Below are 26,812 nucleotides of genomic sequence, written 5' to 3'. Positions count from 1 at the left end.
GGCCAGGGGAGCGGGACCTGGGGAGGGGTCTTCGCTCCGGGGGAGATCGCTCCAGGGGATGGGAGAGATCAGTGACAGACGTTGCATCTGTCACGCGCTATATGACCACTCCGCACATGGATGGTTCGTGAAGATTCCGGTTAAAAAACCGTAAGATTCAGGAGGAATTCATTTTATTGAACTGGCCGGTATACAAATATACCTGACAGGGTTTCCCCGAACATTTCGCAAGTCCATGTTCCGGAAGGGGAACCGTTTTCAGGCCGGCTCAATGGGCCTCTTCCCAGTTGTCGCCGACCCCACTGTCCACCACCAGCGGAACGCTCAGTTGCGCCGCGGCGGCCATGCGGGCCGACGCCTCTTCCAGCAACGTCGGCACGAAGTCGGCGTCGGCTTCGAACACCAGTTCGTCGTGCACCTGCAGGATCATCAGCGCGCGCTCGCGGTGGTCGGCCAGCCATGCATCGACGCCGATCATCGCGCGCTTGATGATGTCCGCCGCCGTGCCCTGCATCGGCGCGTTGATCGCCGCGCGCTCGGCGCCGGCACGCTGTCCCTGCGTGCCCTTGTTGATGTATTCCAGGTACAGGCGGCGGCCGAACACGGTCTCGACATAGCCAAGCTCGCGCGCCTGCTGGCGGGTGCGCTCCATGTAGTCGCGTACGCCGGGATACCGGCTGAAGTAGAGCGCGATGTAGTCCTGCGCCTCGCCACGCGCGATGCCCAGCTGCCGCGCCAGGCCGAAGGCGCTCATGCCGTACATCAGGCCGAAGTTGATCGCCTTGGCCGCGCGACGCTCGTTGCCGGTGACGTCCTCCAGCGTGCGGCCGAAGACCTCTGCCGCCGTCGCCTTGTGGATGTCGGCACCGGATTCGAACGCACGCACCAGGCCGGGATCCTGCGACAGGTGCGCCATGATCCGCAGCTCGATCTGCGAGTAGTCGCAGGCCACCAGCTTGCGGCCGGCCGGTGCGACGAAGGCCTTGCGGATGCGGCGACCGTCGTCGGTGCGGATCGGGATGTTCTGCAGGTTCGGGTCGGTGGACGACAGCCGCCCGGTCGCGGCACCCGCCTGGTGGTAACTGGTGTGCACGCGGCCGGTGTCGGGATTGACCATCTCGGGCAGCTTGTCGGTGTAGGTGCTGCGCAGCTTGGCCAGGCCGCGGTACTCCAGGATCACGCGGGGCAGTTCGTGCTGGTCGGCGATGGCCTCCAGCGCTTCCTCGTTGGTGCTCGGCTGGCCGGTCGGCGTCTTCACCAGCACCGGCAGCTTGAGCTCGTCGAACAACAGCGCCTGCAGTTGCTTGGGCGAGTCGAGGTTGAACGTGCGGCCGGCCAGCTCCGTGGCCTTCTGCTGCGCGGCCAGCATGCGCTTGGACAGGTCCGCGCTCTGCCGGCGCAGTTCGTCGCCATCGATCTTCACGCCGTTGGCCTCGATGCGCGCCAGCACCGGCACCAGCGGCATTTCGATGTCGCGGTAGACGCTTTCCAGACCGGGCTCGGCCGCGAGTTTCGGCGCCAGCGTGCGATGCAGGCGCAGGGTGATGTCGGCATCTTCGGCGGCGTAGCGGGTGGCGTCGTCGACCGCCACCTGCGAGAACGGAATCTGCTTTGCGCCCTTCCCGGCCACGTCCTCGTACTTGATCGTGTCGTAGCCGAGGTAACGCTTGGCCAGGCTGTCCATGTCGTGGCGGTTGCTGCCGGCGTTCAGCACGAAGCTCTCCAGCATCGTGTCGTCGGCATAGCCCTGCACGTCCACGCCATGACGGCGCAGCACGTGCAGGTCGTACTTGCCGTGCTGGCCCAGCTTGCGCTTGGCGGGATCGGCCAGCACCGGCGCGAGGGCGGCGAGCACTGCGGCGCGGTCGAGCTGCGGCGGCGCGCCTGGATAGTCGTGTCCGACCGGTACGTACACGGCGTGACCGGGTTCAGTGGAAAAACTCAGACCGACCAGATTGGCCTGCATCGGATCCAGGCTGTCGGTCTCGGTGTCGAAGGCGAACTCGTCCGCCTGCTGCAGGCGAGTCACCAGGGCATCGAGCTGCGCCCGCTCCATCACTGCGGTGTACTCGCCGGCTACACCAAGCGACGGGTCCATCGCACCCTCGTCCACGGTGGCCGTGGCCACGCGGCCGGTGCCGCGCGCGCGACCGGGCTCCTTTTCGGCGACGGACGACGCATCGCTCGCGCCACCATCGAGTTCCTTCAGCGCCTGGTTGAACCCGTAGCGCGCATACAGTTCGCGCAGCTCATCGACGTGCCGGTCGCGCAGCGGCAGCGTGTCCGGACCGCCCTCCAGCGCCACGTCGGTCTTGATGGTGACGAGCGTGCGGTTGAGCGGCAGGCGTGGCAATGCAGCGCGCAGGTTGTCGCCGATCTTGCCCTTGATCTCGCCTGCCTTATCGATGATCGCGTCGAGCGTGCCGTACTCGCCCAGCCACTTGGCGGCGGTCTTGGGGCCGCACTTCTCCACGCCCGGCACGTTGTCGACGGTGTCGCCCATCAGCGCGAGGAAATCGACGATCTGTTCGGGGCGAACGCCGAATTTCTCCACCACCGCTTCGACGGAATCCAGCCGGCTGCCGCTCATCGTGTTGACCAGTGCGATCGCACCACCGCCGGATGCCGCAGGCTGCACCAGCTGGGCAAAATCCTTGTCACTGGTGGAAATGGTCACCTCCATGCCCCGCGCGGCACCCTGCAGCGCGAGCGTGCCGATCACGTCGTCGGCCTCCACGCCCTCCACGCGCAGCAGCGGGAAGCCCAGTGCCTGCACGATGCGGATCATCGGCTCGACCTGGGCGCGCAGTTCTTCCGGCATCGGCGGCCGGTTGGCCTTGTACTCCGGATAGAGCTCGTCGCGGAAGGTCGGGCCGCTCGCGTCGAGCACGAAGGCGACGTAGTCGGGGCGTTCCTTCAGCGTGGCACGCAACATGTTGACCACGCCGAACAGCGCGCCGGTCGGCTCGCCCTGTGCATTGGTCAGCGGAGGCAGCGCATGGAACGCGCGGAACAGGTAGCTGGAGCCGTCGATCAGTACGAGTCTTGTCATGCCGGCATTCTACGCCGCGCCTCCTCGGCGGACGTCACGCGCGCACTCCGCATTCGGCGCATAATCGGGTCGTCACCCGCCGACCGGACGCCCCCCATGAACCGCACGACGTGCCTTGCCCTGCCGTTGTCCTGCCTGCTGGCACTCGCCGGTTGCGCCACCACGGGGGGCAGCCATCCCGCCGACGTCGATCTGGCCAACGCGCAGGTCGCCGTGCGTACCGAGAAGAACGGCGACACCATCGAGGAATACCGCGTGGCCGGCAACCTGCGCATGGTCAAGGTCACGCCCGCGCGCGGCGCGCCCTATTACCTGTACGACTCCGACGGCGACGGCCGCCTGGACAAGAGCAAGGACAACAGCGACATCTCGCCGGTGTACTGGAAGCTCTACGGCTGGTGAGCGCCCGCGCTCAGCGGATCACCAGCACCGGCACGCCGCAACGCGCCAGCACCTCGCTGGTCTGGCTGCCCAGCAGCAACCGGCCCAGCGCGCGCCGTCCGTGCGAGGCCATGACGATCAGGTCGCAGCCCTGCTGTTCGGCGGTATCGACGATCGCTTCCGCCGCGTAACGGTCGGCTACATGCAGCAGTTGCGGGACGATGCCGGCCGCCGACGCGAGCGCGGTGACGCCGTCCAGGACCTTGCGCGCCGCTTCGTCGCGGGCGTTCTGGAAATCGGGCAGCGAGGTCGCCACCGCGCTCCAGCCCAATGCGTCGTCGAAGCCGGTACTGATGGGCTCGCTGACGGTCAACACGGTGGCCTTGGCCTGCAGGCTGCCGGCCAGCGCCAGGCCCTGTTGCACGCCCTTGGTGGCCCGCTCGGAGCCGTCGGTTGCGATAAGGATATGCCGGTACATCGCCGCACCTCATGCTGATGGGGTACGGCCATTACACGCCCACCGGGCTTAGGGCGCCGTGATCTGGATCAATCGCCGCACCTACACGGCCTGCAGGTTCGCATAGGCCAGCACCAGCCACTTGCTGCCTTCGCTGTCGAAATTGACCTGGACGCGTGCGTGCGCACCGCTGCCCTCGTAGTCGGTGACGACCCCCGGGCCGAACTTCGCATGCGTCACGGTCTGGCCCAGCTTGAGTCCGGGCGTTTCCAGGCTCGCGTGGCCAGGCGTCACGCGGGTGGCGAAGCCGGAGGCCGGCCGGCTGACCTGCACCCGCGGCCGCACTTCGTTGAGCAGGTTGGCCGGGATCTCGCGCAGGAAGCGCGACGGAATGCCGTACATGTCCTGCCCGTGCAGGCGACGGGCCTCGGCATAGCTCAGCACCAGCTTCTGGCGCGCGCGGGTGATGCCGACGTAGGCGAGGCGTCGCTCCTCTTCCAGCCGCCCGCTCTCGTCGAGCGAACGGTTGCTGGGGAACAGCCCTTCTTCCAGCCCCGCCAGGAACACGAGCGGAAACTCCAGGCCTTTGGCCGAATGCAGCGTCATCAACTGCACGCCATCCTCGCCTGCCTCGACCTGGCCTTCGCCCGCCTCCAGCGCGGCATACGACAGGAAAGCGACCAGTTCGCTCATGCCTTCCTGGCCATCTTCCTCGGCTGCGATGTCTTCGCGGCGCACGAAGCGCGACGCGACCGAGACCAGTTCGTCGAGGTTCTCGGTGCGCGATTCCGAATCCAGCCCGCCGCGGCTCTCGCGTGCCCAATGCTCGCGCAGGCCAGAGCGGGCGAGTACATGGTCGACGCGCTCGGCCAGCGTCATGTCCGCGGTTTCCTCGGCCAGCTGGTCGACCAGCGCAGCGAAGCCGGCAAGCGCATTGCGCGCGCGACCCGCCAGTTCGCTGCCCTGCGCCGCCAGCGAAGCGGCGCCCCACAGCGATACGCGGGCACCGCGCGCCAACCGTCGGACCTCGTCCAGCGTACGCTCGCCGATACCGCGCGTCGGTGTGTTGACCACGCGCTCGAACGCGGCGTCGTCGGCGCGGTTCGCCATCAGGCGAAGGTAGGCCAGTGCGTCCTTGATTTCCGCACGCTCGAAGAAGCGCATACCGCCATACACACGGTACGGCACCTGCTCGGAAAGCAGCGCTTCTTCGAACGCGCGGGATTGCGCATTGCTGCGGTAGAGGATGGCCGCGTCGCCCAGGCTGCCGCCATCGCGCACCCACTGTCGGATGCGTTCGACGACGAAGCGCGCTTCGTCCATCTCGTTGTAGGCGGCATACAGGTCGATCGGCTCGCCGTCGCCGGTGTCGGTCCACAACTGCTTGCCGATGCGTGCGGGGTTGTGGGCGATCACCGCGTTGGCGGCACCCAGGATGTTGGCGCTGGACCGGTAGTTCTGCTCCAGCCGGATCGTCCGCGCCGACGGGTAGTCTCGCAGGAACTGCTGCATGTTCTCGACCTTCGCGCCGCGCCAGCCGTAGATGCTCTGGTCGTCGTCGCCGACGACGAAGACGTGGCCGCTGCCTCCATCGGTACCGCTGCCCGCCATCACGCGGATGAAGGCGTACTGGATGGCATTGGTGTCCTGGAACTCGTCCACCAGGATCTGCCGGAAGCGCGTACGGTAGTGCGCCAGCAGCGCCGGCGTGTCGCGGAGCAGTTCGTGCGCGCGCAGCAGCAGTTCGGCGAAGTCGACCAGGCCGGCGCGATCGCAGCGCTCCTGGTAGCCGGCGTAGACCTGGCGGCGCACGTCCAGCCAGTCGTCGTTGGGTGCAGGCTGGATGTGCTCGGGCCGGCGGCCCTCGTCCTTCTGCTCGTTGATCCACCAGGTGAGCTGCTTGGGCGGGTACTTGCCTTCGTCCAGCTCCATCGCCTGAACCACGCGCTTGACCAGCCGCTGCTGGTCGTCGCTGTCCAGCACCTGGAAGGTTTCGGGCAGCTTCGCCTCCTGCCAGTGCAGGCGCAGCAGGCGGTGCGCCAGGCCGTGGAAGGTGCCGATCCACATGCCGCGGCTGCCTTTGCGCAGCTGCACGTCGGCGCGCGCGCGCATTTCGCCGGCGGCCTTGTTGGTGAAGGTCACCGCGAGGATGCCGTGGGTCGGCACGCCGTGGACTTCGTTGAGCCAGGCGATGCGGTGGGTCAGCACGCGGGTCTTGCCGGAGCCGGCGCCGGCCAGGACCAGGTAGTGCCCGGGTTCGGCGGAGACGGCGTCGCGCTGGGCGGGATTCAGATCATCGAGCAGGTGGGAAACATCCATCCGCCCATTTTACGGCCTGCGGCGGCCCACACCCTGAGACGCCGCCGTTCAGGCGAGCTCGGCGACCTGCATCGAGACCTGCTTGTGCCCATCGTCGAGCCACTGCCGGCCGGTTTCGACGAAGCCGTGCCGCGCATGGAACAGGCGCGAGGGCTCGTTCGGCGGCACCACATTGAATTCGCAGGTGATGCGCGGGATGCCATGTTCACGGGCGAAGGCGAACAGGTCGGCATACAGCCTCGAGCCCAGGCGGTGGCCTTGGGCGGCAGCGTCCACGACGATGCGGTCCACATACAGGAAGTCGGGATGCTGTGCGGTGAACCAGGCGAAGTTGTCGTTGCGGTAGTCGACGCCGGCGCGCATCGCCAGAAGGAAGGCGACTACGCGGCCGTCCAGCACCACGACGCGGTGGTAGGCGGACAGGGACGCCAAGTGGCGCAGCCTGTCCGCATCCATCGGGCTGGTATGCCGGACCTCGGACGTGTTCAGCGCGACGATGGCGGCGTAGTCGCCCTCGTTCGCGTCTCGGATCAGGGGTTCGGCCGGCACGGATCAGTGTGCGGCGTGCTTCGCGGGCGCACCGTTGTTCATCAGTCGGTCGGTGTAGGCGATGCCGATGGCCGACAGGATGAAGATGGCATGGATGATGGTCTGCCACATGACGCCCGTCGATGTGAAATCGCTGCACGTCTTCGCCTGCCAGCCTGCCGTCCTTGCCGCCTCCGCCGCCGCAAACGCTTCGGGCGTGCCGCACAACGGCAGGCCGCCCAGCGTGCTGGCGCCGATGAAGGTCTTCAGCAAGTGGATGGATGAGATGCCGATGATCGCCATGGCCAACTTCACTTTCAGCACGCTGGCGTTGACGTGGCTCAGCCACTCCGGCTGGTCGGGATGCTTCTCCAGTCCCATGCGCGAGACGAAGGTTTCGTAGCCGCCAACGATGACCATCATCAGCAGGTTCGAGATCATCACCACGTCGATCAGACCCAGCACCAGCAGCATGATGTCCTGTTCGCTGAGGCTGGTAGCGCCATGCACCAGATGCCAGAGCTCCTTCAGGAACAGGACGACGTACACGCCCTGCGCCACGATCAGGCCCAGGTAAAGCGGCAGCTGCAGCCAGCGCGAACTGAAGATCAGGGCCGGCAACGGGCCCAGACGCGCGGATTTGGGGTCGGTCATGTCGGAACGGTCTTTTCCAAGGATGGCGCAGGGTACCGGCCGGATTTGACGCTGCCAAGTCGGCCCGGGCCGCTAGACTCGGCCGCCTACCCCTGCTGCGGACGATGCCATGATCGACCTGTACTACTGGCCCACGCCCAACGGCCACAAGATCACCCTGCTGCTGGAAGAACTGGCCGAGGCCGGCGCGAAGCTGGACTACCGCATCGTGCCGGTGAACATCGGCAAGGGCGACCAGTTCAAGCCGGAGTACCTGGCGTTTTCGCCGAACAACAAGATGCCGGCGATCATCGACCACGCGCCCGCCGACGGCGGCGAGCCGATCAGCGTGTTCGAATCCGGCGCGATCCTGCTCTACTTGGCCAACAAGGCCGGCCGCTTCTTCGGCACCGACACGCGCCAGAAGGTGGCGGTGAACCAGTGGCTGATGTGGCAGATGGGCGGCCTGGGACCGATGAGCGGGCAGTATGGCCACTTCACCGTGTACGCACCGGAGAAGATCCCCTACGCCATCGACCGCTACACGCGCGAAGTGCAGCGGCTGCTCGGCGTGCTGGACACGCAGCTGGCGACGCATGCCTATGTGGCAGGCGACGACTACAGCATCGCCGACATGGCGATCCATCCGTGGATCAACGCCTACGACAAGGCGCCGCTGGACCTCTCGCCGTATCCACACGTGCTGCGCTGGCAGGCCGACATCGCCGCGCGGCCTGCGGTGCAGCGCGCCTACGCGCTGAAGACGCAGGTGAATCCGGATGCCGGCAAGCCGTTGACCGACGAGGAACGCAGGCACCTGTTCGGCCAAGGCGCGCCCAAGTCCTGAGGCACCGGTACCGGGGGTTCGCGGCATAATCCGGGCCTGACCGGCCCCGCCGCCCGAGAAATCCGATGCGCCTTGCCCTGTTCGCCCTGATGACCCTCGCCACCGCCCTGCCCGCCCACGCCGAAAAGCTCACCCTCGAAGCCATCACCGGCAGCGCGCCGCTGTCCGGCCCCACGCTGACCAAGCCGCAGGTCGCGCCGGACGGCTCGCGGGTGACCTTCCTGCGCGGCAAGGACAGCGACCGCAACCGGCTGGACCTCTGGGAATACGACATCGCCAGCGGGCAGACGCGCCTGCTGGTGGATTCGTCGGTGGTGCTGCCCGGCGACGAGGTGCTGAGCGACGAGGAGAAAGCGCGCCGCGAGCGGCAGCGCATCGCCGCGCTGTCCGGCATCGTCGACTACCAATGGTCGCCGGACGGCAAGGCGCTGCTGTTCCCCCTCGGTGGCGAGCTGTACTTCTACGACCTCTCCAGGTCGGGCAAGGACGCGGTGCGCAAGCTGACGAGCGGTGGCGGCTTCGCCACCGATCCGAAGATCTCGCCGAAAGGCGGCTTCGTCAGTTTCATCCGTGAGCGCAACCTGTGGGTCATCGCGCTGGCCGACGGCAAGGAAGTCCAGCTGACGCACGACGGCAGCGACACCATCGGCAACGGCGTGGCCGAATTCGTCGCCGACGAGGAAATGGACCGCCACACCGGCTACTGGTGGGCGCCGGACGATGCGGCCATCGCCTTCGCCCGTATCGACGAAACGCCGGTGCCGCTGGTGAAGCGCTACGAGGTCTATCCCGACCGCACGGAAGTGATCGAACAGCGCTATCCGGCGGCCGGCGACGACAACGTGCGGGTGCAGCTGGGTGTGATCGCACCGAAAGGCGGCGCCACGCCGCGTTGGATCGACCTCGGCGCCGAGAAGGACATCTACCTGGCCCGCGTGGACTGGCGCGATGCGCAGCGCCTGACCTTCCAGCGCCAGTCGCGCGACCAGAAGACACTCGACCTGATCGAAACCACCCTGGCGACTGGCAAGCAGCGCACGCTGGTCACCGAGACGTCGAAGACGTGGGTGCCGCTGCACAACGACCTGCGGTTCCTCAAGGATGGACGCTTCCTGTGGTCGTCGGAACGCCACGGGTTCGAGCATCTCTATCTGGCGTCCGAGGACGGAGCGGCGCTCTCGCAACTGACCACCGGCGACTGGGTCGTCGACAGCCTGCTGGCGGCGGATGAAGACAAAGGCCTGGCCTACGTCTGCGGCACGCGTGAGGGTGCGACCGAAACGCATGTCTATGCCGTCCCGCTGACGGGCGGCGAGCCCCGCCGACTGACGAAGACGCCCGGCATGCACGCCGCCAGCTTCGCCCGCAACGCCAGCGTCTTCGTCGACAGCTGGTCCAGCGATACCACGCTGCCGCAGATCGAACTGTTCAAGGCGGACGGCACGAGGCTGGCGACGCTGCTCAAGAACGATGCGGCTGATGCCGGGCATCCCTACGCGAAGTACCTCGCCGCGCACCAGCCGACCACGTTCGGCACGCTGACGGCGGCCGACGGCACCACGCCGCTGCACTACAGCCTGATCAAGCCCGCCGGCTTCGACCCGAAGAAGAAGTACCCCGTCGTGGTGTTCGTCTACGGCGGCCCCGCCGCGCAGACCGTCACCCGCGCCTGGCCGGGCCGTAGCGACGCCTTCTTCAACCAGTACCTGGCCCAGCAGGGCTACGTGGTGTTCTCGCTGGACAACCGCGGCACCCCACGCCGCGGCGCGGCGTTCGGTGGCGCGCTGTACGGCAAGCAGGGCACGGTGGAAGTCGACGACCAGCTGCGCGGCGTCGAGTGGCTGAAGTCCCAGCCTTTCGTCGACGCGAAGCGCATCGGCGTGCACGGCTGGTCGAACGGCGGCTACATGACGCTGATGCTGCTGGCCAAGCACAGCGAGGCCTACGCCTGCGGCGTGTCGGGCGCACCGGTCACCGACTGGGCGCTGTACGACACCCACTACACCGAACGCTACATGGACCTGCCCAAAGCGAATGAAGCCGGTTACCGCGAAGCCAGCGTGTTCACCCACCTGGCCGGCCTGCGCTCCAAGCTGCTGCTGATCCACGGCATGGCCGACGACAACGTGCTGTTCACCAACTCGACCCAGCTGATGAGCGACCTGCAGAAGCGCGGCACGCCGTTCGAGCTGATGACCTACCCCGGTGCCAAGCACGGCCTGCGCGGCAGCGACCTGCTGCACCGCTACCGGCTGACCGAGGATTTCTTCGCCCGTTGCCTGAAGCCCTGATTCCACATCCACCAGGAGCACCGCGATGTCGACGCACGTCCCCGCTCACCCCACCTGGTGGCAACGCAACTGGAAGTGGTTCGTGCCCGTGCTGGCGGCGCTTTTCTTCGCGCTGTTGATTGCCTGCATCATCGGATTCGCGGCTCTCATCTTTGGCATCCTCAGATCCACCCCACCCTATCCGCAGGCCGTCGCACGTGCGCAAGCGGACCCTGCGGTGATCGCCGCGCTCGGCGAGCCCGTCCACACCGGCTGGTTCGTACAGGGCAAGACCAGCACCAACGGAGCGAGCGGCGAGGCCGAGCTCGCGATTCCTTTGATAGGCTCGCGCGCCGAAGGCACGTTGTATGTGGTTGCCGAAAAGCGCGCCGGTGAGTGGCGCTACGAAACCCTGGCAGTGAACGTGGAGGGCGGCGAGCGCATCGTGCTGGAAGACAACCGGCCGCCGGCGGTGCCGTGAGTCCTCAACGACGAAGGCGGCCATCGGCCGCCTTCGGAGGGCTGTCGCGCTTGGAGTCTGCTCAAGGCTTCGGTGCAGCGTCCGGCACCACGAGCGACGGATCGACCGACGTGCCGGGCGGCACGTAGATCGCCACGCCCGCCGCCTGCTTCTGCGTGGTCGGGATGCCCATGCTGAGGCCGCCGCCGGAGTGGCGACCGTAGCTGCCGGCACCCACCGACATGCCGACCGGCGAGCCGCTGGAGCCCACGCCCAGCAGCACGATGCCGTTGGCCCCGAGCGCGGCGGCTTCGCGCTTGAGGCGGGCCACGGCGGCATCGGTCTGGCCCTGGGTGCCGAAGCCGACGGCGCTCTTGGATTCGAGCTGTGCGATCTCCAGCGACCCGGCGGGTGCCGTGCGGTAGACCTGCACCTGGGCGGGATCGAGCGCGGGGCGCGCCTGGCCCAGCATGACCTTGGAACTGCTGGCACAGCCCGCGGCGAGCAGGGCAGCGACCAGGACGGGTGCGATGCGGAACGTCATGACGGCTTCTCCCGGTGACCTGCGGCGATCTTCCGCCGGACGGCCTGAATCTTGGCACAGTCCGCGGGCGACCGGCGTGACGGGGTGGGCGGGTTATCATTTCGCCCAGACCATGTTTCCGTTTCCTGCACGATGAGCTCCGCCCCCGACCACCCACCCGCACCGCAGCGGCTGGCCGTCGACTACATCCATGCCCCGACGCCGCAGGCGCTGCTGGGCCTGCCGGAAACCCTGGCGGTGTTCGGCTTCGGCGCGCTGGCGCCGTCGACCACCGCCATCGACGATCCGCGTTACCTGCGCGTGCCGCTATCGCCGCTGCGCGAAGCCGCCGCACCCTACGAGGTATGGCGTGCCGCCGGACCGGTGACGACGGGGCGCGACGGCGCCACACGCTACAGCCATGACGGGACGCTGATGTTCGGCGTGGTGGAATGGGAAGAACCCGATGGCGGCATCCTGCACGCCAGCGCCCAGGCCTACGCCGCGATGGCGGCGTTCTGGCGCGACAGCGGATACCCGCACCTGCTGCGGATCTGGAACTACTTCGACGCGATCACCGACGGCGACGGCGACGCCGAGCGCTACCGGCAGTTCTGCGTGGGCCGCGTGCAGGGTCTGGGCGAAGTCGATACGCGCGTGCTGCCGGCCGCCACCGCGATCGGCAGCCGCGACGGACGCCGCGTGCTGCAGGTCTACTGGCTGGCCGCGCGCGAGCCCGGCCTGCCGCTGGAGAACCCGCGCCAGGTCAGCGCCTATCGCTATCCGCGCGAGTACGGCCCGCAATCGCCCAGTTTCGCGCGCGCGCTGCTCCCGCCCTCGCCGCACGTCCCGCTGCTGCTGTCGGGCACGGCCAGCATCGTCGGCCATGCATCGCAGCACGCGGATTCCCTGCGCGCGCAACTGGACGAAACCCTCACCAACCTGGACAGCCTGCTCGGCGCCGCGCGCGAGCATGCGCCGGCGCTGACGCCGCACATGGATACGAGTTCGCGCCTGAAGGTCTACGTGAGCGATGCCGCCGACGCCGATGCCGTCGCCGCGCAGCTGGAAGCGCGCCTCGGCACGCGCGTGCCGTGGCTGATGCTGCATGCCGATGTCTGCCGGCGCGAGTTGCTGGTCGAGATCGAGGGCATGCACGGCGTGGGTGCTTGAAGCACCTGTCGCGCATCCGCATAGTGGTGCCATGAGGCGCCGTACCGCGCGCCACGCCTTGGAGAACGTTCGATGGGACTGATCAGCCTGTTGTGGGGCATCGTGGCGATGCTGTGGATGGTGCTGGCGCTGATTCCGCTGCTCGGGTGGGGCAACTGGTTCCTGATCCCGTTCGCCGCGGTCGGCGCGATCATCGCCGCTATCGGCATCCTGTTCACCCGCACCGAAAACCGGGGTCGCGCGAAGGCCGGGCTGGTGCTCAATGGCATCGTGATCGTGGTCGGCATCATCCGCCTGTCGCTGGGCGGCGGCTTCATCTGATTCCGCGGCGGTCGCAGCGTTCCGCGCTGCGACCGCCTGTCGCAGGCCACCCCTCGGGCCACCCGCGTATCATTCGCCGCTCTGCCAGGAGCCCGTGATGGCCTATCCCCACATCCGCCCCCGCCGCATGCGCCGCGACGACTTCTCCCGCCGCCTGATGCGCGAGCACGTGCTGACCACCAACGACCTGATCTACCCCGTGTTCGTGCACGAGGAGAAGGGTCGCGTGCCGGTGGCGTCGATGCCCGGCGTCGAGCGCCTGTCGATCGACGAACTGCTGCGCGTCGGCGAACAGGCGCTGGAACTGGGCGTGCCGGTGCTCGACCTGTTCGGCGTGCCGGACCCGTCGGCGAAGACCGCCGACGGCCGCATCGCCTGGGACGAGGACGGCATCATCCCACGCGCGATCCGCGCGCTGAAGGCGCGCTTCCCCGAACTCGGCGTGATGAGCGACCAGGCGCTGGACCCGTACACCACGCACGGCCAGGACGGCCTGATCGACGACACCGGCTATATCCTCAACGACGAGACGATCGAAGCGCTGGTGAAGCAGTCGCTGGCGCATGCCGCCGCGGGCGTCGACATCCTCTCGCCCAGCGACATGATGGACGGCCGCATCGGCGCGATCCGCGCGGCGCTCGAGAACGCCGGCTACATCAACACCCGCATCATGTCGTACGCCGCCAAGTACGCCAGCGCGTTCTACGGCCCGTTCCGCAGCGCGGTGGGCAGCGCCGGCAACCTCGGCAAGGGCAACAAGTTCACCTACCAGATGGACCCGGCGAACTCGAACGAAGCCCTGCACGAAATCGCGCTGGATCTGGAAGAAGGCGCGGACATGGTGATGGTCAAGCCGGGCCTGCCGTACCTGGACGTGATCCGCCGGGTGAAGGACGAATTCGGCGTGCCGACGTTCGCCTACCAGGTCAGCGGCGAGTACGCGATGATCAAGGCGGCCGCCGCGAACGGCTGGCTGGACGAGAGGGCCTGCGCGCTGGAAGCGCTGACCGCCTTCAAACGCGCCGGCGCCGATGGCGTGCTGACCTACTTCGCGCTGGATGCGGCGCGCTGGTTGCGCAACGGCTGAGATGACGGCCGTCGTCATCCGCGATGCGCGGCTTGACGACGCCGCCGAAGTGGCGCGCCTGTGCACGCTGCTCGCCTATCCGGTGGACGCCGGCGGCATGAAGGAACGGCTGGCCACCCTGCTGGCGTCGCCCGCGCACGCGGTGAAGGTGGCGGGCTCGTCGAACGGCAATGGCGATCTGCTGGGCATGGTGGCCGCGGAATGGCGGTTGATGATCGAGTTCGGCCATCGGGCGGAGATCACCGCGCTGATCGTCGATCCGCGGGCGCGTCGCCTGGGCCTGGGCCAGCGCCTGGTGGACGCGGCCTGCGACTGGATCCGCGACCACGGTGGCTGCGATGTCTTCGTGCGATCCAACATCCTGCGTCCGGAATCGCATGCGTTCTATCCGTCCACGGGCTTCGTGCTTGCCAAGACCCAGCACGTGTACGTGCGGGCGCTGACGTCGCCCAACGATGCCTGAGCGGACACTCCGTCGGATGTATGCAAAAAGCGGGAGCCTTTCGGCTCCCGTTCTGTTTGGATCAGAACCGGGCTTCGATACCCAGCATCACCGTATCGGCACGACTGAAGTCGCAGTAGTCGTCATCGTCGTAATAGCAGTCGTCGTAGTCGTCTGCGTAGACGAAACCCGTGTAACCCAGGCTGATGTTGAAGTGGCGATTGATGTCCACGCCAATCGCCACGCCTGCATAGCCGCCGTCGGTGGAGAAGGTGCTGTCCGAGTACTCCTGCTCGGCGTCGAAGTAACCGCCGCGCACGGTCGCGAACCATGGGCTGTCACCGAAGTTGAAGCGCGCATTGGCTCCGACTCCCTTGTAGGTCGCCTTGGACACGTCGATGCCGCGGTAGTGGGTGCTGTCCAGGCGGCCGCCCGACAGTTCCACGCCGACCTGCGCCCACGGCCCCGCCTGCCAGCGGTAACCCGCGCTGACGGCGACGGCATCCTGCTCGACGTCTTCATAGATCCAGCCCTGGCCCGCCTGCAGTCCGACGAAGAAGCCCCCGTCCTCCTGCGCTTCGCGGGTCGACGCGGGCGCGACGTAGGGTGCCGGCGTAGCGTAGGTCGGCGCAGGAGCAGGCACGGGAGCCGTCTGCGGGGTGGCTGGCGTGGTGGTCTGGACAGGCGCGGGTTGCGTCGTCTCCTTCTTGCGGAAGGCTTCGTACGCCGGCGACACGGACTGCGCCTGCGCATGCAGGGCAAAGGCCGCGAGTGCGAGCGGCAGGTAGCGGAACAACGGCTTCATGGTGTTTCCCCTTTCGGTGATGGTGGCGTCCCCGCGTCCTTGCGGTACCGGCGGGGCGGATCGGTGTCGTACCGACGGGTGCGCGGGCGCGGATGCCGCCGCTCCGTTTCCGGTCGACACGCATCCACGCAGGACGGAGCTCGATGGACGGCAGTCGGACTCCCCAGCCCGTCCTGCCTGTCGCCTTGCTCCCTGGCACACCCCTTCGGCGGCGGCACAGTGCAGCGGAGCGCTCAGCCTGTCAAGGCGATACCGGCGCGGGGTAGACTGCGGCGAAGACGGCGGCAGGCATCCGCGTGTGCGGACACGCCGCCGTGGCATCCGACTCACTCCTGCAGACGGGGTTCCGCGCCATGTCCCACTCCCGCTACGCCGTCTTCGGCCATCCCGTCGCCCACTCGCTCTCGCCACGCATCCATGCCGCCTTCGCGCAGCAGGTCGGCATCGCGCTGGAGTACACGGCCATCGACACCGCGCCGCACGACTTCGTCGCCACGCTGGACCGCTTCGCCGGCGACGGCGGCGCGGGCGCGAACGTCACCCTGCCGTTGAAGGAAGCCGCGTTCGCGATCTGCGCGCAGGCGAGCGATCGCGCCCGGCGTGCCGGTGCGGTCAATACACTCACCCGCAACGACGGCCAGTGGCACGGCGACAACACCGACGGCGCCGGGCTGGTGCGCGATCTCACGGAGCGCAACGGACTGGACCTGCGCGCGCGCCGCGCCCTGCTGCTCGGCGCCGGCGGCGCCGCGCGCGGCGTGGCGCCCGCGCTGCTGGATGCCGGCATCAGCGAACTGATCATCGTCAACCGCACCGCGGACCGTGCGGATGCGCTGGCCGATGCGCTGGGCGAACCGGACCGCGCGCACTCGCGCTACTGGGACGACCTGCGCGACCTCGGCGACTTCTCACTGATCATCAACGCGACCTCGGCGGCACGCCAGGACCAGGGGGCGTTCACCTTGCCCTTCACGTTGGCGACGCCGCGCACGCTGGCGGTCGATCTCAACTATGGCGAAGCCGCGATCCCGTTCCTCGCCTGGGCCCGCGCCGCCGGCTGCCACGATGCGGTGGACGGGCTGGGCATGCTGGTGGAGCAGGCCGCCGAAGCCTTCGAGCACTGGCATGGCGTGCGACCGGAAACCGATGCCGTCTACGCCGCACTGCGCGGCAAGGACAAGGTGCTGGTGACGGCGGATTGAGCGCAATAGGCAAGTGGAACGTTGATAACTCAAGGAGAGTACATGCTGAAGATTCCAAAGAAGGTCTCGGACCGGTGGCCCGCTGCAGTGAAGAACCTGGTCGGCGTCGCGGTGTCCCACAAAACGAAGGACGTCTCGGAAGCCGATACCGTCACCCTCGTGAAGGACATGCTTGCAGAGATTTTCGGTTTCGATAAGTACAACGAGTTGACCAGCGAGCAGCAGATTCGGGGTACGTTTTGCGACTTGGCGGTCAAGGTCGAAGGAAAGATCAGGATCCTGATCGAGGTCAAAGCTGCGGCCTTGGCTCTCAATGACAACCATCTACGTCAAGCCATCAATTACGGCGCCCACGAGGGGATCGAGTGGATCGTGCTGACCAATTCTCTTGAGTGGCGACTGTACAAGATCAAATTCGGACAGCCCGTCGACTACGAGCACGTATCTTCTTTTTGCCTACCGGACCTCAACCTCAAGAATGAAGATGATCAGCGCAAGCTATTCCTTCTTTGCCGAGAGGGGCTAACGACAGATGCGATGGGCGTCTACCACCAGCACATCTCTGTGCTGAACAAGTTTACGGTCGCTCAAGTCATTCTCGGCGACGCCGTCACCAGCGTTATTCGCCGTGAAATGAGGCGCTACTTTCCCGACCTGAAGATCGAGGCCGAAAGCATCGCAGATCTCCTCAATAACGAGATTCTCAAGCGGGAGGTTCTGGATGGCGACAAAGTGAAAGACGCACAGCAACGTCTCAAAAAGGCGGCGACGAGGAATGCCAAAGCACAGCAGAAAAAGGAATCCACGAAGAACACCGAGTCAGACGCCGCAACGAGTGAGTAGCGATCCAAACGAGTGACAGCTTCGTGCCGTGGCTGAACACGGCCCCATGCACCTATCGGAGTACAACCGTGGACGGATTCCTCACCCAGATGCTGACGATGCTCGGCTACCAGTTGCCCGAACTGCTGGCCTGCGTGGCCGGTGCCGCGATGTTGGCGATGTGGGCGCCGCCGGCGCCGGGTCGCAAGCTGGCGCTGGCCGGCATTTCGCTGATGCTGCTGACCACCCTGCTGCGCGGCGTGATGAGCGTGTGGCAGGCATGGGTGATCAACAACGCCACCGACGGCTATGCCTCGGTGAGCAGCATGATGGGTCTGTTCAGTGCCGTCGGCATGCTGATCGGTGTCGTCTCCGCGGCCGGCCTGGTGATGCTGGCCTGGGGTGCCTGCAAGGCGATGCAGGCCACGCGCGCGGCCTAGGCCATATCCGCATAGCCATCGCTGAAAACGGAATAGCGCGGCGACGCCTGGCGGCAGGCGCGCCGGCTAGCATCGCCGGATGAAACGCTTCCTGCTGCTGACGCTCCTCTGCCTCGCCTCCCTGGCGCCCTCCGCGTTCGCGCAGGGCCAGTTCAAGGTGCTGGTGGTCGCCATCCCCAACCGCTACCACCATGACTACGCCGTGGTCGCCAAGCCGCAGTTCGAGCGCATGGCGCAGATGCATGGCTTCGACCTGGCCTGGTCGTGGAACAGCACGCCCTTCGATGGCGACCTGTCGCCTTATGCCGCCATCGTGCTGCTCAATACGCCCGGCGACGAGCTGAAGGGCGAACAGCGCGCGAAACTGGAAGCCTACGTCCGCACCGGCGGTGGCGTGATGGCCGTGCATCGCGCGCTGATCTTCAATCCGCCCGGCGACTGGCCGTGGTTCGAGCGCCTGATCGGCCGGACCTTCCGCATCCATCCGATGGTGCAGACCGCCACCGTGCGCGTGGAAGATCCGGCGTTCCCCGCCACGTTCGGCCTGCCGTCGCGCTGGGTATGGACGGACGAGTGGTACGAGTTCAACGCCCCGGTCACGCGCGGCCTGCGCACCGTGCTCAGCGTCGACGAAACCAGCTACGACCCCACCCGCATCTGGCCCGGCCAGACCGCCCGCGGCATGGGCAAGGACCACCCGGTCGCCTGGTACCACACCTATGACGGCGGCCGCGTGTTCGTCACCGCGCTGGGACACACGCCGGCGCTGTACGACGACCCGTCGTACCTGGCACACCTGTACGGCGGCCTCTGGTGGGCGGCGACGGGCAAGGGCATCGACGCATCGCGCTGACGCGCGGCGGTCAGTCGGGCGCGACGCAGAGCGCCAGGCGTTCGCACAGGAAGGCGACCTGCGCCTCCTGCATGTCCGGTCCGTCGTACGCCAGCAGGGTCCAGCGTTCCTGGGCCTGCATCGCATCGCCGGCGGCGAGGGTGCGGAACGGCGCGTGCACTTCCATCTCCAGCAGGCCGGCCTGGACGTCACCGGCATGGTCCAGATACAGCTCGACCTGGCCGTGCTCGGGATGGATGGCGGCGCGCGGGTGGTGATCGAAGCGGATGACGAACGCCTGTCCGTGGGCGAACCCCGCCATCCAGCCGGCCGACGGCTGCAGGAACACCTTGCCGCGGCGCATCGGAAGATCCGGCGATGCGGGCTGGAACGCGAACACACCACGCTCGATCCGCCACGCAGGCACGGCGCCATCCTCGCCTTCGACGCGCACGTCGCGCGCATGGGCCACCGGCACGTACACGCGGGTGGCGGCGGACGTACGCGTGTTGAACCACAGGTCGCGCGCGACAGGACGTCCGCGGATGTTGCGTGCGGTCGCCGTCACGATGAGGGTGGACGGATCGGACGGATCGAACGCGAACGACTTCAGCAGCCGCACGCCGGTGACGGGGCTGTCGATGCCCTCCAGCACCAGCCGCTCGGGCGAACGCGCGACCACGCGCGTCTCCGCGAACGCCAGGTACGGGTCCGGCGGCCACACCGCCTTCGCCGCCCGGCGCGATGGATTCGCGTCCTGGTCGGACCACCAGCCGCTCTGCGGTCCCAGCCACACGTCGTGCCCCAGGTAGCCGATGTCGTCCGCGTCCGCCGAGACGGCTGGCGTCGGTTGCGACGCGACGGGTTCGCCGGTCCTGATCAGGTTGGGACGATCGACGCGCCCGGCATGCAGCACACGGCCGCCCAAGGCCGGCGTGATCTCGACGACGACCTCCGTCGACTGCAACCGGATGCGTTCGACGTCCGTGGCGTGCGCACGCCCCGCACCGAGACACAGCGCGACGAGGACGAGCGGCGTAGCGAGCGGGCGCATGGCCGCCACTACAGCACACCATCGCGCTTCACCGCCAGGTAGCGCTCCACCAGCGCGGCCGGCAGTTCGTCGCTGGTGACGTCGAGCACCATCACGCGATGGCTGCGCAGCGCATCGTGCGCCGCCGTGCGCTGCTCCCGGTAGCGGGCGACCGCGCCGGCGTGGATCGCACCCTGCAGGTCGTGCACCTCCTGGTCGAGGGCATCGTCCAGCGACGTCTCGCGCAGGCTGGCCACGCAGACCAGGTGCCGCTTCTGCAACAGGCGGACGGCGGCCAGCAGGTCGTCGATGTCCTCGTCGCGGACGTTGGTGACCAGCATCACCAGCGCGCGACGGCGCTGCCGCAGGCTGAGTTCGGTGGCGGCGGCCAGGTAGTCGGTAGCCACCGGGCGCGGCTGCAGGTCGTAGCTGGCACGCAGCAGCGTATCGATGGCGGCCATGCCGCGTTGCGGCGCGACCCAGCGGCTGTCGCCACCGGCGGCGAACAGGCCCACGCCGTCGCCCTGCCGCAATGCCAGGTACGACACCACCAGCGATGCGTTGAGCACGTGGTCGAAATGCCCCAGTTCGTCCTCGCGCGCCATCATCCGGCGGCCGGTGTCGATCAGCATCACCAGTTGCTGGTTCTTCTCGTCCTGGTACTCGCGCGAGATCAGCTTGCGCGAGCGTGCGGTGGCCTTCCAGTCGACCTGGCGCAGGCTGTCGCCGACGCGGTACTCACGCATCTGGTGGAAGTCGGTACCTTCGCCACGCCGCCGCTTGAGGTGCGCGCCCACCAGCCGCGACGCCTGTTCGGCACTGAACAGCGCGAAGCGCGTCAGCGGCGCGAAGTTCGGGTACACACGCACCCGTTGCGGCGCGCCGGCGACGCGCGACTGCCGCCACAGCGCCAGCGCGGAACGCAGGCGCAGCTGCACACCCTCGAAGTGCGCGTCGCCACGCGCCGCGGGACGCAGGCGGTAGGTGATGCGGGTCGCCGACATCGGGGCCAGCGTCAGCCGGCGCGGCAGGCCGGTCGATGTCCAGTCGCCCGGATGCAGGTCGAATACCTCCAGCCGCTGCTTCACCCGCGACTCGAACAACAGCGCGACGTCGCGTTCGATGCCCAGCGGCAGCGCCTCTGGCACCTCGCGCACGGTGTCCGGCGTGGGCCGGGTGCGCAGCCACCAGGCATCCAGTGCCGCAACCACTAGCATCACTGCACCCGCCAGCTGCCACTGCCACAGCGGCCATCCCAGGAAGGGTACGGCCAGGCCGGCCAGGCCCCAGCAGGCGATCAGCACGATCAGCAGCGGCGCTGGCCTCATGGGCACGCCTCTTCCCCCACCTGCGGGGGAAGGTCCGGAGGGGGGCAAACGGAGAACGGATGCGTATGCACACCATCAGGTTGGTCGCGCGCCCCCACCCCGGCCCTCCCCCGCGCGCGGGGGAGGGAGCAGATCGCGTGGACGAGCGTGGGCCGCGAGCGCCCACTTCCGACAAGCAGCGACAGCAGCGGCACAAATCTCATGGACGCGCCCCTTCCCCCGCCTGCGGGGGAAGGTTGGGATGGGGGCGAACGAAGGACCAATGCGTCAGCACCCCATCACGTTGGTCGCGCGCCTCCACCCCAGCCCTCCCCCGCGCGCGGGGTAGAGAGCTGGTCACGAGGCCGGTGGCGACAGCGCAGACGATCATTTCCTGGGTGCGTCCACTTTCGCCAGCAGCGCACGCAGCGCGTCATCGGGCGACTGGCCTTCGATCTGCAACTCGGGCGCCAGCGTGATGCGGTGACGCAAGGCTGGCCGTGCGATGTCGCGCACGTCGTCCGGGGTGACGAAATCGCGTCCCTGCAGTACCGCCTGAGCGCGCGCCGCACGGATCAGCGCGATGCTGCCGCGCGGACCGGCGCCCAGCGCGATGCCGGGCCACTTGCGGGTGGCGGCGACGATGCGCACGGCGTAGTCGACGACTTCCGGATCCACGCGCACGGCGGCGGTCTCGCGCTGCATCGCGGCGATGTCAGCGGCGCCAAGCACGCGCTTCACCTGCGAGAGATCGAAGTCGGCGGCGGTGCGCCCGGTGGTGATGGCATCGACCATGCGCTTCTCGTCCTCCAGTGCCGGATAGTCGATCAGCACCTTCAGCAGGAAACGGTCCAGCTGCGCTTCCGGCAACGGATAGGTGCCTTCCTGCTCCACCGGATTCTGCGTGGCGAGCGCGATGAAGGGGGGCGACAGCTGGAACGACGTGCCTTCGATCGTGACCTGCCCTTCCTGCATCACTTCCAGCAGCGCGGACTGGGTCTTGGCCGGGGCGCGGTTGATCTCGTCGGCCAGCAGGATGTTGGTGAACACCGGGCCGCGGCGGATCTGGAAGCTTTCGGTCTTCGGGTCGTAGACGGCATGGCCGCTGACGTCGCTCGGCATCAGGTCGGGCGTGAACTGCACGCGCGCGTAGGTCAGCTCCAGCGCCTGCGCCAGCGCACGCACCAGCAGGGTCTTGCCCAGCCCGGGCACGCCCTCGATCAGCACGTGGCCGCCGGCGAGCAGTGCGATCAGGATCTGGTCCAGCACGTCGGGCTGGCCGATGAAGGCGCGCGAGACTTCCTCGCGCACGGCCTCGACGCGCTCGGACAGGGTATTGCGCGGCGTCGGCGGGAGCGCGGGCGGCGCGGCGGCGGTCTCGTCGTTCATAGGCGGTTTCTCAGTTGGATCAACAGGGCGATGCGGTCACGGAAGGCCTGCCGGTCGTGCGAGGCAGGAACGTTGAGGGCGGTGCGGATGCGGTCGGCCGGCTGGCCGGTGCGCTCGGCGATGGCGGCGACCTGCGGCTCGCCGCTGAGGGCCGCGGCGACCGGATCGCGCCGGCGCAGGCGCGCGAGGAAGGCCTGCCGGACCGCGGAATACAGCATCACGCCGCGGCCGTAACGGTAGAGGTGTTCGCCGCTGGCGCGGACGTGTTCGAGCAGCGAGCGGCGTTCGCCGGCCGGCGACGGTACCGGCGGGCCGAAGCGCTGCATGCGCATCCACAGCCAGGCGGCCAGCGCGAGCAGCAGCGGCGCCCACACCATCCAGCCCTGCAGGTACAGCGTGCGCCACAGCGACGGCATCTCCGCCGCGTAGACCAGGTGCATGGTGCCCTGGCGGTAGTTGGGCGCCAGCACCTGCCGCGCCAGCGCGCGATGGGGACCGTCGCGCAGGCCGCCGTCGGGCGGTGTGTCGAGCGCCTCCTGCATGAAGCCGCGCGCGGCGGTATTGGTCAGGAAATCGAAATCGGCCAGGATGTCGACGTGCCCTTCGCCCGCCGCCACGCGGGCGTACACGTAACCGTGCTTCAGGTCGCCCCACGCCAGTTCGGGCACGGTATCGTCGAAGGCGAAGCGCCGGCCACGGCAGAACTCCACGTGATGGCCCTCGCCTTCCACCTGGAAGTCCTCGCACGAAGGGGTTTCGTCCACCAGCCAGGCCGACACCTGGTCCAGCATCGCGGCCTGCGGCGCATCCGGCCCCGTCGTGGCGTCGCCGGGCGAATAGGCCGGCGTGCGGATCAGCAGATGGCCGCCTTCCTCCACCCACGCCAGCAGGCGTTCGGCGTCGGACGGCGACAGCACGCGGGGATCGTTGAACAGCAGCAGCGTGTCGCGGCTCGCCATGGGGTGGTCGTCCAGCATCAGGCGCTGGCGCACATCGACCTTCACGCCATCGGCTTCCAGCGTCTTCGCCAGCGCGTACAGCGGGTTGTACGCCGCTTCGCCGGTCGGCGGCAGGTACACGGTCTTCTCGACGCGATGGAAGGTGTGGCGGAACCACAGGCCGACGAGCGTCGCCAGCAGCAGCACGACCACCAGCGTCGCACCCGCCACCCGGCCGTTGCGGCGCGCGGACGTCACGACGCCCACCCGTAGCGCTGCTGCAGATCGCCGACCAGGGCGTCGAACTCGTCCTCGCCGGGCAGCCGTTCGGCATAGGCGGCGTACTGCCAGGTGCGCACGATGCGCGCGAACACATGGCGGTCCTCGGCCAATGGCAGGCGCCGCGAGGCACGCAGGCATTCGGCCTCGGTGGCGCCCGGTGGCAGCACGAGGTCGACGCGCTGGCTCATGCTTTCCACGCTGGCGCGGTAGAGCAGCGCCAGCGCATCGCGCCGGCGACCGTCGCGCCACAGCGCGCGCGCGGCCGTGGCGATGTCGTCGGGCAGCGCCTCGGGCAACACCAGCGCATCGGACTGCGGTGCGTCGGGAGGCGCCACCGGCGATCTCGCGATGCCGCGCATCCACGGCCACCAGTAGCGCACCGTCGCCAGCACCACCAGCACCAGCACGCCCGCCACCAGCCACAGGCCCCACTCGCCGATGAAGGCCAGTGTCTTGCCGATGCCCGAGAGCCAGGCGTTGTCGAGATCGTGCGGTTCCTTCGTGTCCCTTTCCTGCGGGTTGCGCCGCTCCCAGCCGGACTGCACCTGGCGGCGGCCCAGCAGCGGATCGCGATACGCCCGGTCGGCCGCCTCGCGGAACGTACGGTCATCGACGCGCTGGTCGCCGAACACGATCGGCAGCGTCGGTGGCACCGGCTTGCCGTCTTCGCCGGTAGCGACCGGCGCGTCCGCGGCCACCGGCGGCGCTCCATGCCGCTCCTGTGCCCCGGCCGTGCCGACCATGCCCAGCCACAGGCTCGCGACCAGCACCATCGGCGCGGCGGCCGCCAGCCGTGCGCGCAGCTTGCGGAACACGATCTCCAGATCCCACGCCTCGATCTGCGTGCGACGGTTGAGGTACAGGCCGAAGCCGGCGCCGACGTAGAACGGCTCGATCACGCTGATCGCCGCCCACAGCAAGGCGTTCCAGGCGAGCTTGAACCAGGCGTTCCATTCGATGGCCGCCACGCGGAAGGCCGCCTGCACGCTGTCCGGCAGCAGGTCCTGCGGCAGGTACATGACCACCGCGAGGAGGCCGCCCAGCACGAGCACCCCCTGGAACACCAGGCAGATCCAGGTCAGCAGGATCGCCGTGCCATAGGCCTGTCCGCCGAGCACGCTGCGGCGCTGGCGCAGCCGGTCGCCCTGCACGCCCTCCAGCAGGTCGATCGGCATGTACAGCGAGCGCACCGGGCTGAGGCGGCGCCACGTGAGCAGGTGCGGCAACGTGCGTACGCCCCAGCGGAGCTGCGCGCGCAGCGTTTCGCGCGTCGCGGGTACGCTGCCGAACACCGCGCGCGACATCACGTACAGCGGGATACGGTCGAAGGCCGGCTTCAGCCACCACATCAGCAGCGCCGCCAACCAGAACCGGTCGATCCACCATGCGCCGAGGTTCAGCAGTGCGAACACCGGCAGCGTCAGCCAGAGCCAGGGTGTCCAGATCGCCCCGGCATGCCCGCGCACCAGCGCCATGCCCAGCTCGATGGCTTCCCAGTCGGAGCGTGCGCGCAGGCGGACCGTCAGCTGCTCAATCCTCATCGGCCACCCCGCGCCCGCCCAGTCCCAGCCACAGCGCCACCAGCGTCCACAGCACGCCGGACACGCTGTACTTCACGACGGCGGGGATGGATTGCGTCGACGACCAGAAGGCTTCGATGAACGCCGCCACCAGCAGCATGAACGCCACGCCCAGGCACAGCCTGGCACCCTTCGCGCCCGCACGCGCCAGCGCGTCGATACGCCGCAGGCGCCCCGGCGCCACCAGGCTCAGGCCGAGCCGCAGGCCCGCCCCGCCGGCCAGCACGATGGCGGTCAGTTCGAACGGCGCGTGCCCGCAGACGAAGCGCCACAGCGGGTCGCCGGAACCGATCTGCTGCAGGTGACCGAACACCGTGCCGATACTGATGCCGTTGACGATCAGCACGAACAGCGCGCCCACGCCGGCCAGCAGGCCGCCGGCGAACGTGCGCAGGCCGATGCCGATGTTGTTCCAGATGTAGTGGCCGAACATCTGCCAGTCGGTTCCGCTTTCGCGGCCGAGCGCATGCCGCGCGTCGTTCGGGTCGTACATGCGCTCCCACATCGCCACCTGCTCGGGCGAGACGATGCTGTACACCAGCTCCGGCCGGAACTGCAGCAACACGAACATCAGCACCAGCGGGAACACGAACACCACCGCCGCCACCCACATGCAGCCGGCCTCGCTGCGCACCAGGCGCGGGAATTCCGCCAGCAGGAAACGCAGGGCGCGCTGCCAGCGCGGCGGCGGCGTGCGGTACAGCACGCCGTGGCCCTGCTGCATCAGCGCCTGCAGGCGGTCGACCACGACCGGGCTGTAGCCGCGCCGGCGCGCGAGGGCGAGGTGCTGGCAGATGCGGCGGTACCGCGCCGGCACGTCCTCGTCGGTCAGCTCGCCGGTGTTGCGCTCGCCGCGCGCGCGTCGCGCATTCCCGCCACGCGCGTGCAGCCACGACTCGAAGGCGAGCCATTCGGCCTGGTGCCGCGCGACGAACTGCTCCTGCCTCATCGCCGCCCCAGCAGCCAGTTGGCCATGCCGTACAGACGCTGCACGCCGGCCTGTCCCTGCGCCGCGGTGATGGGCTGGGCGAGGTTGGCCAGTTCCTCCTGGCGCGAGGGCGTCAGCTGCGGCGCGCGTTCGGCGAACGCGACGATCGCGCCCTGCTCCTCCGGCAACAGCTGGGCCGGCGGCACGAACACCGTGTTGACCGGCGCCGGCGCATGGCTGCGCTCACGACCGGCATGGACCACCAGCGTGCCGGCGACCATGTCGCCCAGGCGACGCGCATGCGGATCGGCCAGGCACGCGACCAGGCCGGCGGCATACCCGAACGGCAGCATGTCGACCGTGCGCAGCAGGTTGCGGGTGATCGCCGCCAGCCAGCCCACCGGCGCGCCGTCGGCCGACACCACGCGCAGGCCGAGCGCCTTCTTGCCGGGGGTCTGCCCGCGCCAGACCGACTCCAGCACGATCGGGTACGCCCAGAACACCAGGAACATCACGATCAGGTGCAGGCCGGCACCGGCCTCGCCGAACAGCGCCAGCAGCATCGCCATGACGAAGATGATGGCGAGCCGGATGCCCAGGTCGATGCCCCACGCCAGCGCGCGCGGCACCGGGCCGGCCGCCGGCAGGTGCAGTCCCACGCCCTCGGGCGTGACGACTTCGCGATAGGTATCCAGCATCAGCCACTCACCACGGGCAACGTCTCCGGGACGGTGTGCCGGCAGCGACCGGATCGATGTGGT

At 68.4% G+C, this 26,812-nt stretch carries 26 protein-coding genes; 12 read left to right on the top strand and 14 right to left on the bottom strand.

The genetic code is table 11. The annotated features are described in order from the left end of the window. Nucleotides 1–268: 268 nt before the first annotated feature. Nucleotides 269–3,052, bottom strand: coding sequence for a DNA polymerase I (polA, locus tag CSC78_RS16705; RefSeq protein ID WP_162338996.1), 2,784 nt, complete (start codon nucleotides 3,050–3,052; stop codon nucleotides 269–271). A 96-nt stretch (nucleotides 3,053–3,148) separates the two neighbouring features. Between polA and CSC78_RS16700 the strand changes: the two genes are divergently transcribed. Continuing rightward, nucleotides 3,149–3,454 (top strand): DUF2782 domain-containing protein, encoded by a 306-nt coding sequence (locus CSC78_RS16700; RefSeq protein WP_162338995.1) that lies wholly within the window; start codon nucleotides 3,149–3,151, stop codon nucleotides 3,452–3,454. A gap of 10 nt (nucleotides 3,455–3,464) precedes the next feature. On the opposite strand, the gene CSC78_RS16695 is transcribed toward CSC78_RS16700, so the two are convergent. The 4 genes from CSC78_RS16695 to CSC78_RS16680 all read right to left on the bottom strand — a co-directional run bounded on the left by CSC78_RS16695 (nucleotide 3,465) and on the right by CSC78_RS16680 (nucleotide 7,391). After that, nucleotides 3,465–3,911, bottom strand: a complete 447-nt coding sequence (locus CSC78_RS16695) for a universal stress protein (RefSeq protein WP_162338994.1) — start codon at nucleotides 3,909–3,911, stop codon at nucleotides 3,465–3,467. 81 nt (nucleotides 3,912–3,992) lie between these two features. Next, nucleotides 3,993–6,209: a DNA helicase II gene (gene uvrD, locus CSC78_RS16690; protein ID WP_162338993.1), complete on the bottom strand. Its 2,217-nt coding sequence runs from the start codon at nucleotides 6,207–6,209 to the stop codon at nucleotides 3,993–3,995. Nucleotides 6,210–6,257: 48 nt separating this feature from the next. Next, nucleotides 6,258–6,758, bottom strand: coding sequence for a GNAT family N-acetyltransferase (locus CSC78_RS16685; RefSeq protein WP_238391322.1), 501 nt, complete (start codon nucleotides 6,756–6,758; stop codon nucleotides 6,258–6,260). A 3-nt stretch (nucleotides 6,759–6,761) separates the two neighbouring features. After that, nucleotides 6,762–7,391: a TIGR00645 family protein gene (locus CSC78_RS16680; RefSeq protein ID WP_162338992.1), complete on the bottom strand. Its 630-nt coding sequence runs from the start codon at nucleotides 7,389–7,391 to the stop codon at nucleotides 6,762–6,764. A gap of 109 nt (nucleotides 7,392–7,500) precedes the next feature. On the opposite strand from CSC78_RS16680, the gene CSC78_RS16675 reads away from it, so the two are divergent. The 3 genes from CSC78_RS16675 to CSC78_RS16665 all read left to right on the top strand — a co-directional run bounded on the left by CSC78_RS16675 (nucleotide 7,501) and on the right by CSC78_RS16665 (nucleotide 10,968). Beyond that, nucleotides 7,501–8,217: a glutathione binding-like protein gene (locus tag CSC78_RS16675; protein WP_162338991.1), complete on the top strand. Its 717-nt coding sequence runs from the start codon at nucleotides 7,501–7,503 to the stop codon at nucleotides 8,215–8,217. A gap of 65 nt (nucleotides 8,218–8,282) precedes the next feature. Beyond that, the gene (locus CSC78_RS16670) at nucleotides 8,283–10,508 is read left to right on the top strand and encodes a S9 family peptidase (protein WP_162338990.1); all 2,226 of its coding nucleotides are present in this window, start codon (nucleotides 8,283–8,285) and stop codon (nucleotides 10,506–10,508) included. A 25-nt stretch (nucleotides 10,509–10,533) separates the two neighbouring features. Then, nucleotides 10,534–10,968: a cytochrome c oxidase assembly factor Coa1 family protein gene (locus CSC78_RS16665; protein WP_162338989.1), complete on the top strand. Its 435-nt coding sequence runs from the start codon at nucleotides 10,534–10,536 to the stop codon at nucleotides 10,966–10,968. 61 nt (nucleotides 10,969–11,029) lie between these two features. On the opposite strand, the gene CSC78_RS16660 is transcribed toward CSC78_RS16665, so the two are convergent. After that, complete coding sequence (locus CSC78_RS16660; protein WP_162338988.1) at nucleotides 11,030–11,491, bottom strand: hypothetical protein; 462 nt, start codon at nucleotides 11,489–11,491, stop codon at nucleotides 11,030–11,032. A gap of 132 nt (nucleotides 11,492–11,623) precedes the next feature. Here CSC78_RS16660 and CSC78_RS16655 point away from each other — a divergent pair, with 132 nt between their 5' ends. The 4 genes from CSC78_RS16655 to CSC78_RS16640 all read left to right on the top strand — a co-directional run bounded on the left by CSC78_RS16655 (nucleotide 11,624) and on the right by CSC78_RS16640 (nucleotide 14,514). Further along, nucleotides 11,624–12,643: a chorismate transformation enzyme, FkbO/Hyg5 family gene (locus CSC78_RS16655; RefSeq protein ID WP_162338987.1), complete on the top strand. Its 1,020-nt coding sequence runs from the start codon at nucleotides 11,624–11,626 to the stop codon at nucleotides 12,641–12,643. 72 nt (nucleotides 12,644–12,715) lie between these two features. Continuing rightward, nucleotides 12,716–12,964 (top strand): hypothetical protein, encoded by a 249-nt coding sequence (locus CSC78_RS16650; protein ID WP_162338986.1) that lies wholly within the window; start codon nucleotides 12,716–12,718, stop codon nucleotides 12,962–12,964. Between the two features lie 97 nt (nucleotides 12,965–13,061). Next, a complete protein-coding gene (hemB, locus tag CSC78_RS16645) occupies nucleotides 13,062–14,051 on the top strand; it encodes a porphobilinogen synthase (RefSeq protein ID WP_162338985.1) in 990 nt (329 codons plus the stop codon). A gap of 1 nt (nucleotide 14,052) precedes the next feature. Continuing rightward, the gene (locus CSC78_RS16640; protein WP_162338984.1) at nucleotides 14,053–14,514 is read left to right on the top strand and encodes a GNAT family N-acetyltransferase; all 462 of its coding nucleotides are present in this window, start codon (nucleotides 14,053–14,055) and stop codon (nucleotides 14,512–14,514) included. Between the two features lie 61 nt (nucleotides 14,515–14,575). On the opposite strand, the gene CSC78_RS16635 is transcribed toward CSC78_RS16640, so the two are convergent. Further along, nucleotides 14,576–15,298 (bottom strand): outer membrane beta-barrel protein, encoded by a 723-nt coding sequence (locus CSC78_RS16635; protein WP_162338983.1) that lies wholly within the window; start codon nucleotides 15,296–15,298, stop codon nucleotides 14,576–14,578. Between the two features lie 353 nt (nucleotides 15,299–15,651). On the opposite strand from CSC78_RS16635, the gene aroE reads away from it, so the two are divergent. The 4 genes from aroE to CSC78_RS16615 all read left to right on the top strand — a co-directional run bounded on the left by aroE (nucleotide 15,652) and on the right by CSC78_RS16615 (nucleotide 18,615). Beyond that, complete coding sequence (gene aroE, locus CSC78_RS16630) at nucleotides 15,652–16,500, top strand: shikimate dehydrogenase (RefSeq protein ID WP_162338982.1); 849 nt, start codon at nucleotides 15,652–15,654, stop codon at nucleotides 16,498–16,500. Nucleotides 16,501–16,542: 42 nt separating this feature from the next. After that, a complete protein-coding gene (locus CSC78_RS16625; RefSeq protein WP_162338981.1) occupies nucleotides 16,543–17,343 on the top strand; it encodes a type I restriction enzyme HsdR N-terminal domain-containing protein in 801 nt (266 codons plus the stop codon). Between the two features lie 68 nt (nucleotides 17,344–17,411). Continuing rightward, complete coding sequence (locus CSC78_RS16620) at nucleotides 17,412–17,762, top strand: hypothetical protein (RefSeq protein ID WP_162338980.1); 351 nt, start codon at nucleotides 17,412–17,414, stop codon at nucleotides 17,760–17,762. Nucleotides 17,763–17,841: 79 nt separating this feature from the next. Further along, entirely contained in the window at nucleotides 17,842–18,615 is a 774-nt protein-coding gene (locus tag CSC78_RS16615) for a ThuA domain-containing protein (RefSeq protein ID WP_162338979.1), read from the top strand. 10 nt (nucleotides 18,616–18,625) lie between these two features. On the opposite strand, the gene CSC78_RS16610 is transcribed toward CSC78_RS16615, so the two are convergent. From CSC78_RS16610 to CSC78_RS16580, 7 genes are all read right to left on the bottom strand, one after another. Further along, complete coding sequence (locus tag CSC78_RS16610) at nucleotides 18,626–19,648, bottom strand: DUF4380 domain-containing protein (RefSeq protein WP_162338978.1); 1,023 nt, start codon at nucleotides 19,646–19,648, stop codon at nucleotides 18,626–18,628. Between the two features lie 8 nt (nucleotides 19,649–19,656). Beyond that, nucleotides 19,657–20,955, bottom strand: coding sequence for a DUF58 domain-containing protein (locus tag CSC78_RS16605; RefSeq protein ID WP_162338977.1), 1,299 nt, complete (start codon nucleotides 20,953–20,955; stop codon nucleotides 19,657–19,659). Between the two features lie 366 nt (nucleotides 20,956–21,321). Next, the gene (locus CSC78_RS16600; RefSeq protein ID WP_162338976.1) at nucleotides 21,322–22,323 is read right to left on the bottom strand and encodes an AAA family ATPase; all 1,002 of its coding nucleotides are present in this window, start codon (nucleotides 22,321–22,323) and stop codon (nucleotides 21,322–21,324) included. Then, nucleotides 22,320–23,519 carry a DUF4350 domain-containing protein gene (locus CSC78_RS16595; protein ID WP_238391321.1) on the bottom strand — a complete coding sequence of 400 codons (1,200 nt, stop codon included), beginning with the start codon at nucleotides 23,517–23,519 and terminating at the stop codon, nucleotides 22,320–22,322. Before CSC78_RS16595 ends, CSC78_RS16600 begins: the two co-directional genes overlap by 4 nt. Then, nucleotides 23,516–25,084 (bottom strand): DUF4129 domain-containing protein, encoded by a 1,569-nt coding sequence (locus tag CSC78_RS16590; protein WP_162338975.1) that lies wholly within the window; start codon nucleotides 25,082–25,084, stop codon nucleotides 23,516–23,518. The genes CSC78_RS16595 and CSC78_RS16590 overlap by 4 nt, the downstream gene beginning before the upstream one ends. Then, nucleotides 25,074–26,072 (bottom strand): stage II sporulation protein M, encoded by a 999-nt coding sequence (locus tag CSC78_RS16585; protein ID WP_162338974.1) that lies wholly within the window; start codon nucleotides 26,070–26,072, stop codon nucleotides 25,074–25,076. The genes CSC78_RS16590 and CSC78_RS16585 overlap by 11 nt, the downstream gene beginning before the upstream one ends. Next, nucleotides 26,069–26,749, bottom strand: a complete 681-nt coding sequence (locus CSC78_RS16580) for an RDD family protein (protein ID WP_162338973.1) — start codon at nucleotides 26,747–26,749, stop codon at nucleotides 26,069–26,071. Before CSC78_RS16580 ends, CSC78_RS16585 begins: the two co-directional genes overlap by 4 nt. Nucleotides 26,750–26,812: the final 63 nt, after the last annotated feature.

The sequence above is a fragment of the Pseudoxanthomonas japonensis genome, from assembly GCF_010093445.1.
Taxonomy (GTDB): Bacteria; Pseudomonadota; Gammaproteobacteria; order Xanthomonadales; family Xanthomonadaceae; genus Pseudoxanthomonas_A; species Pseudoxanthomonas_A japonensis.
This window is presented reverse-complemented; position numbering and strand designations above follow the sequence as displayed.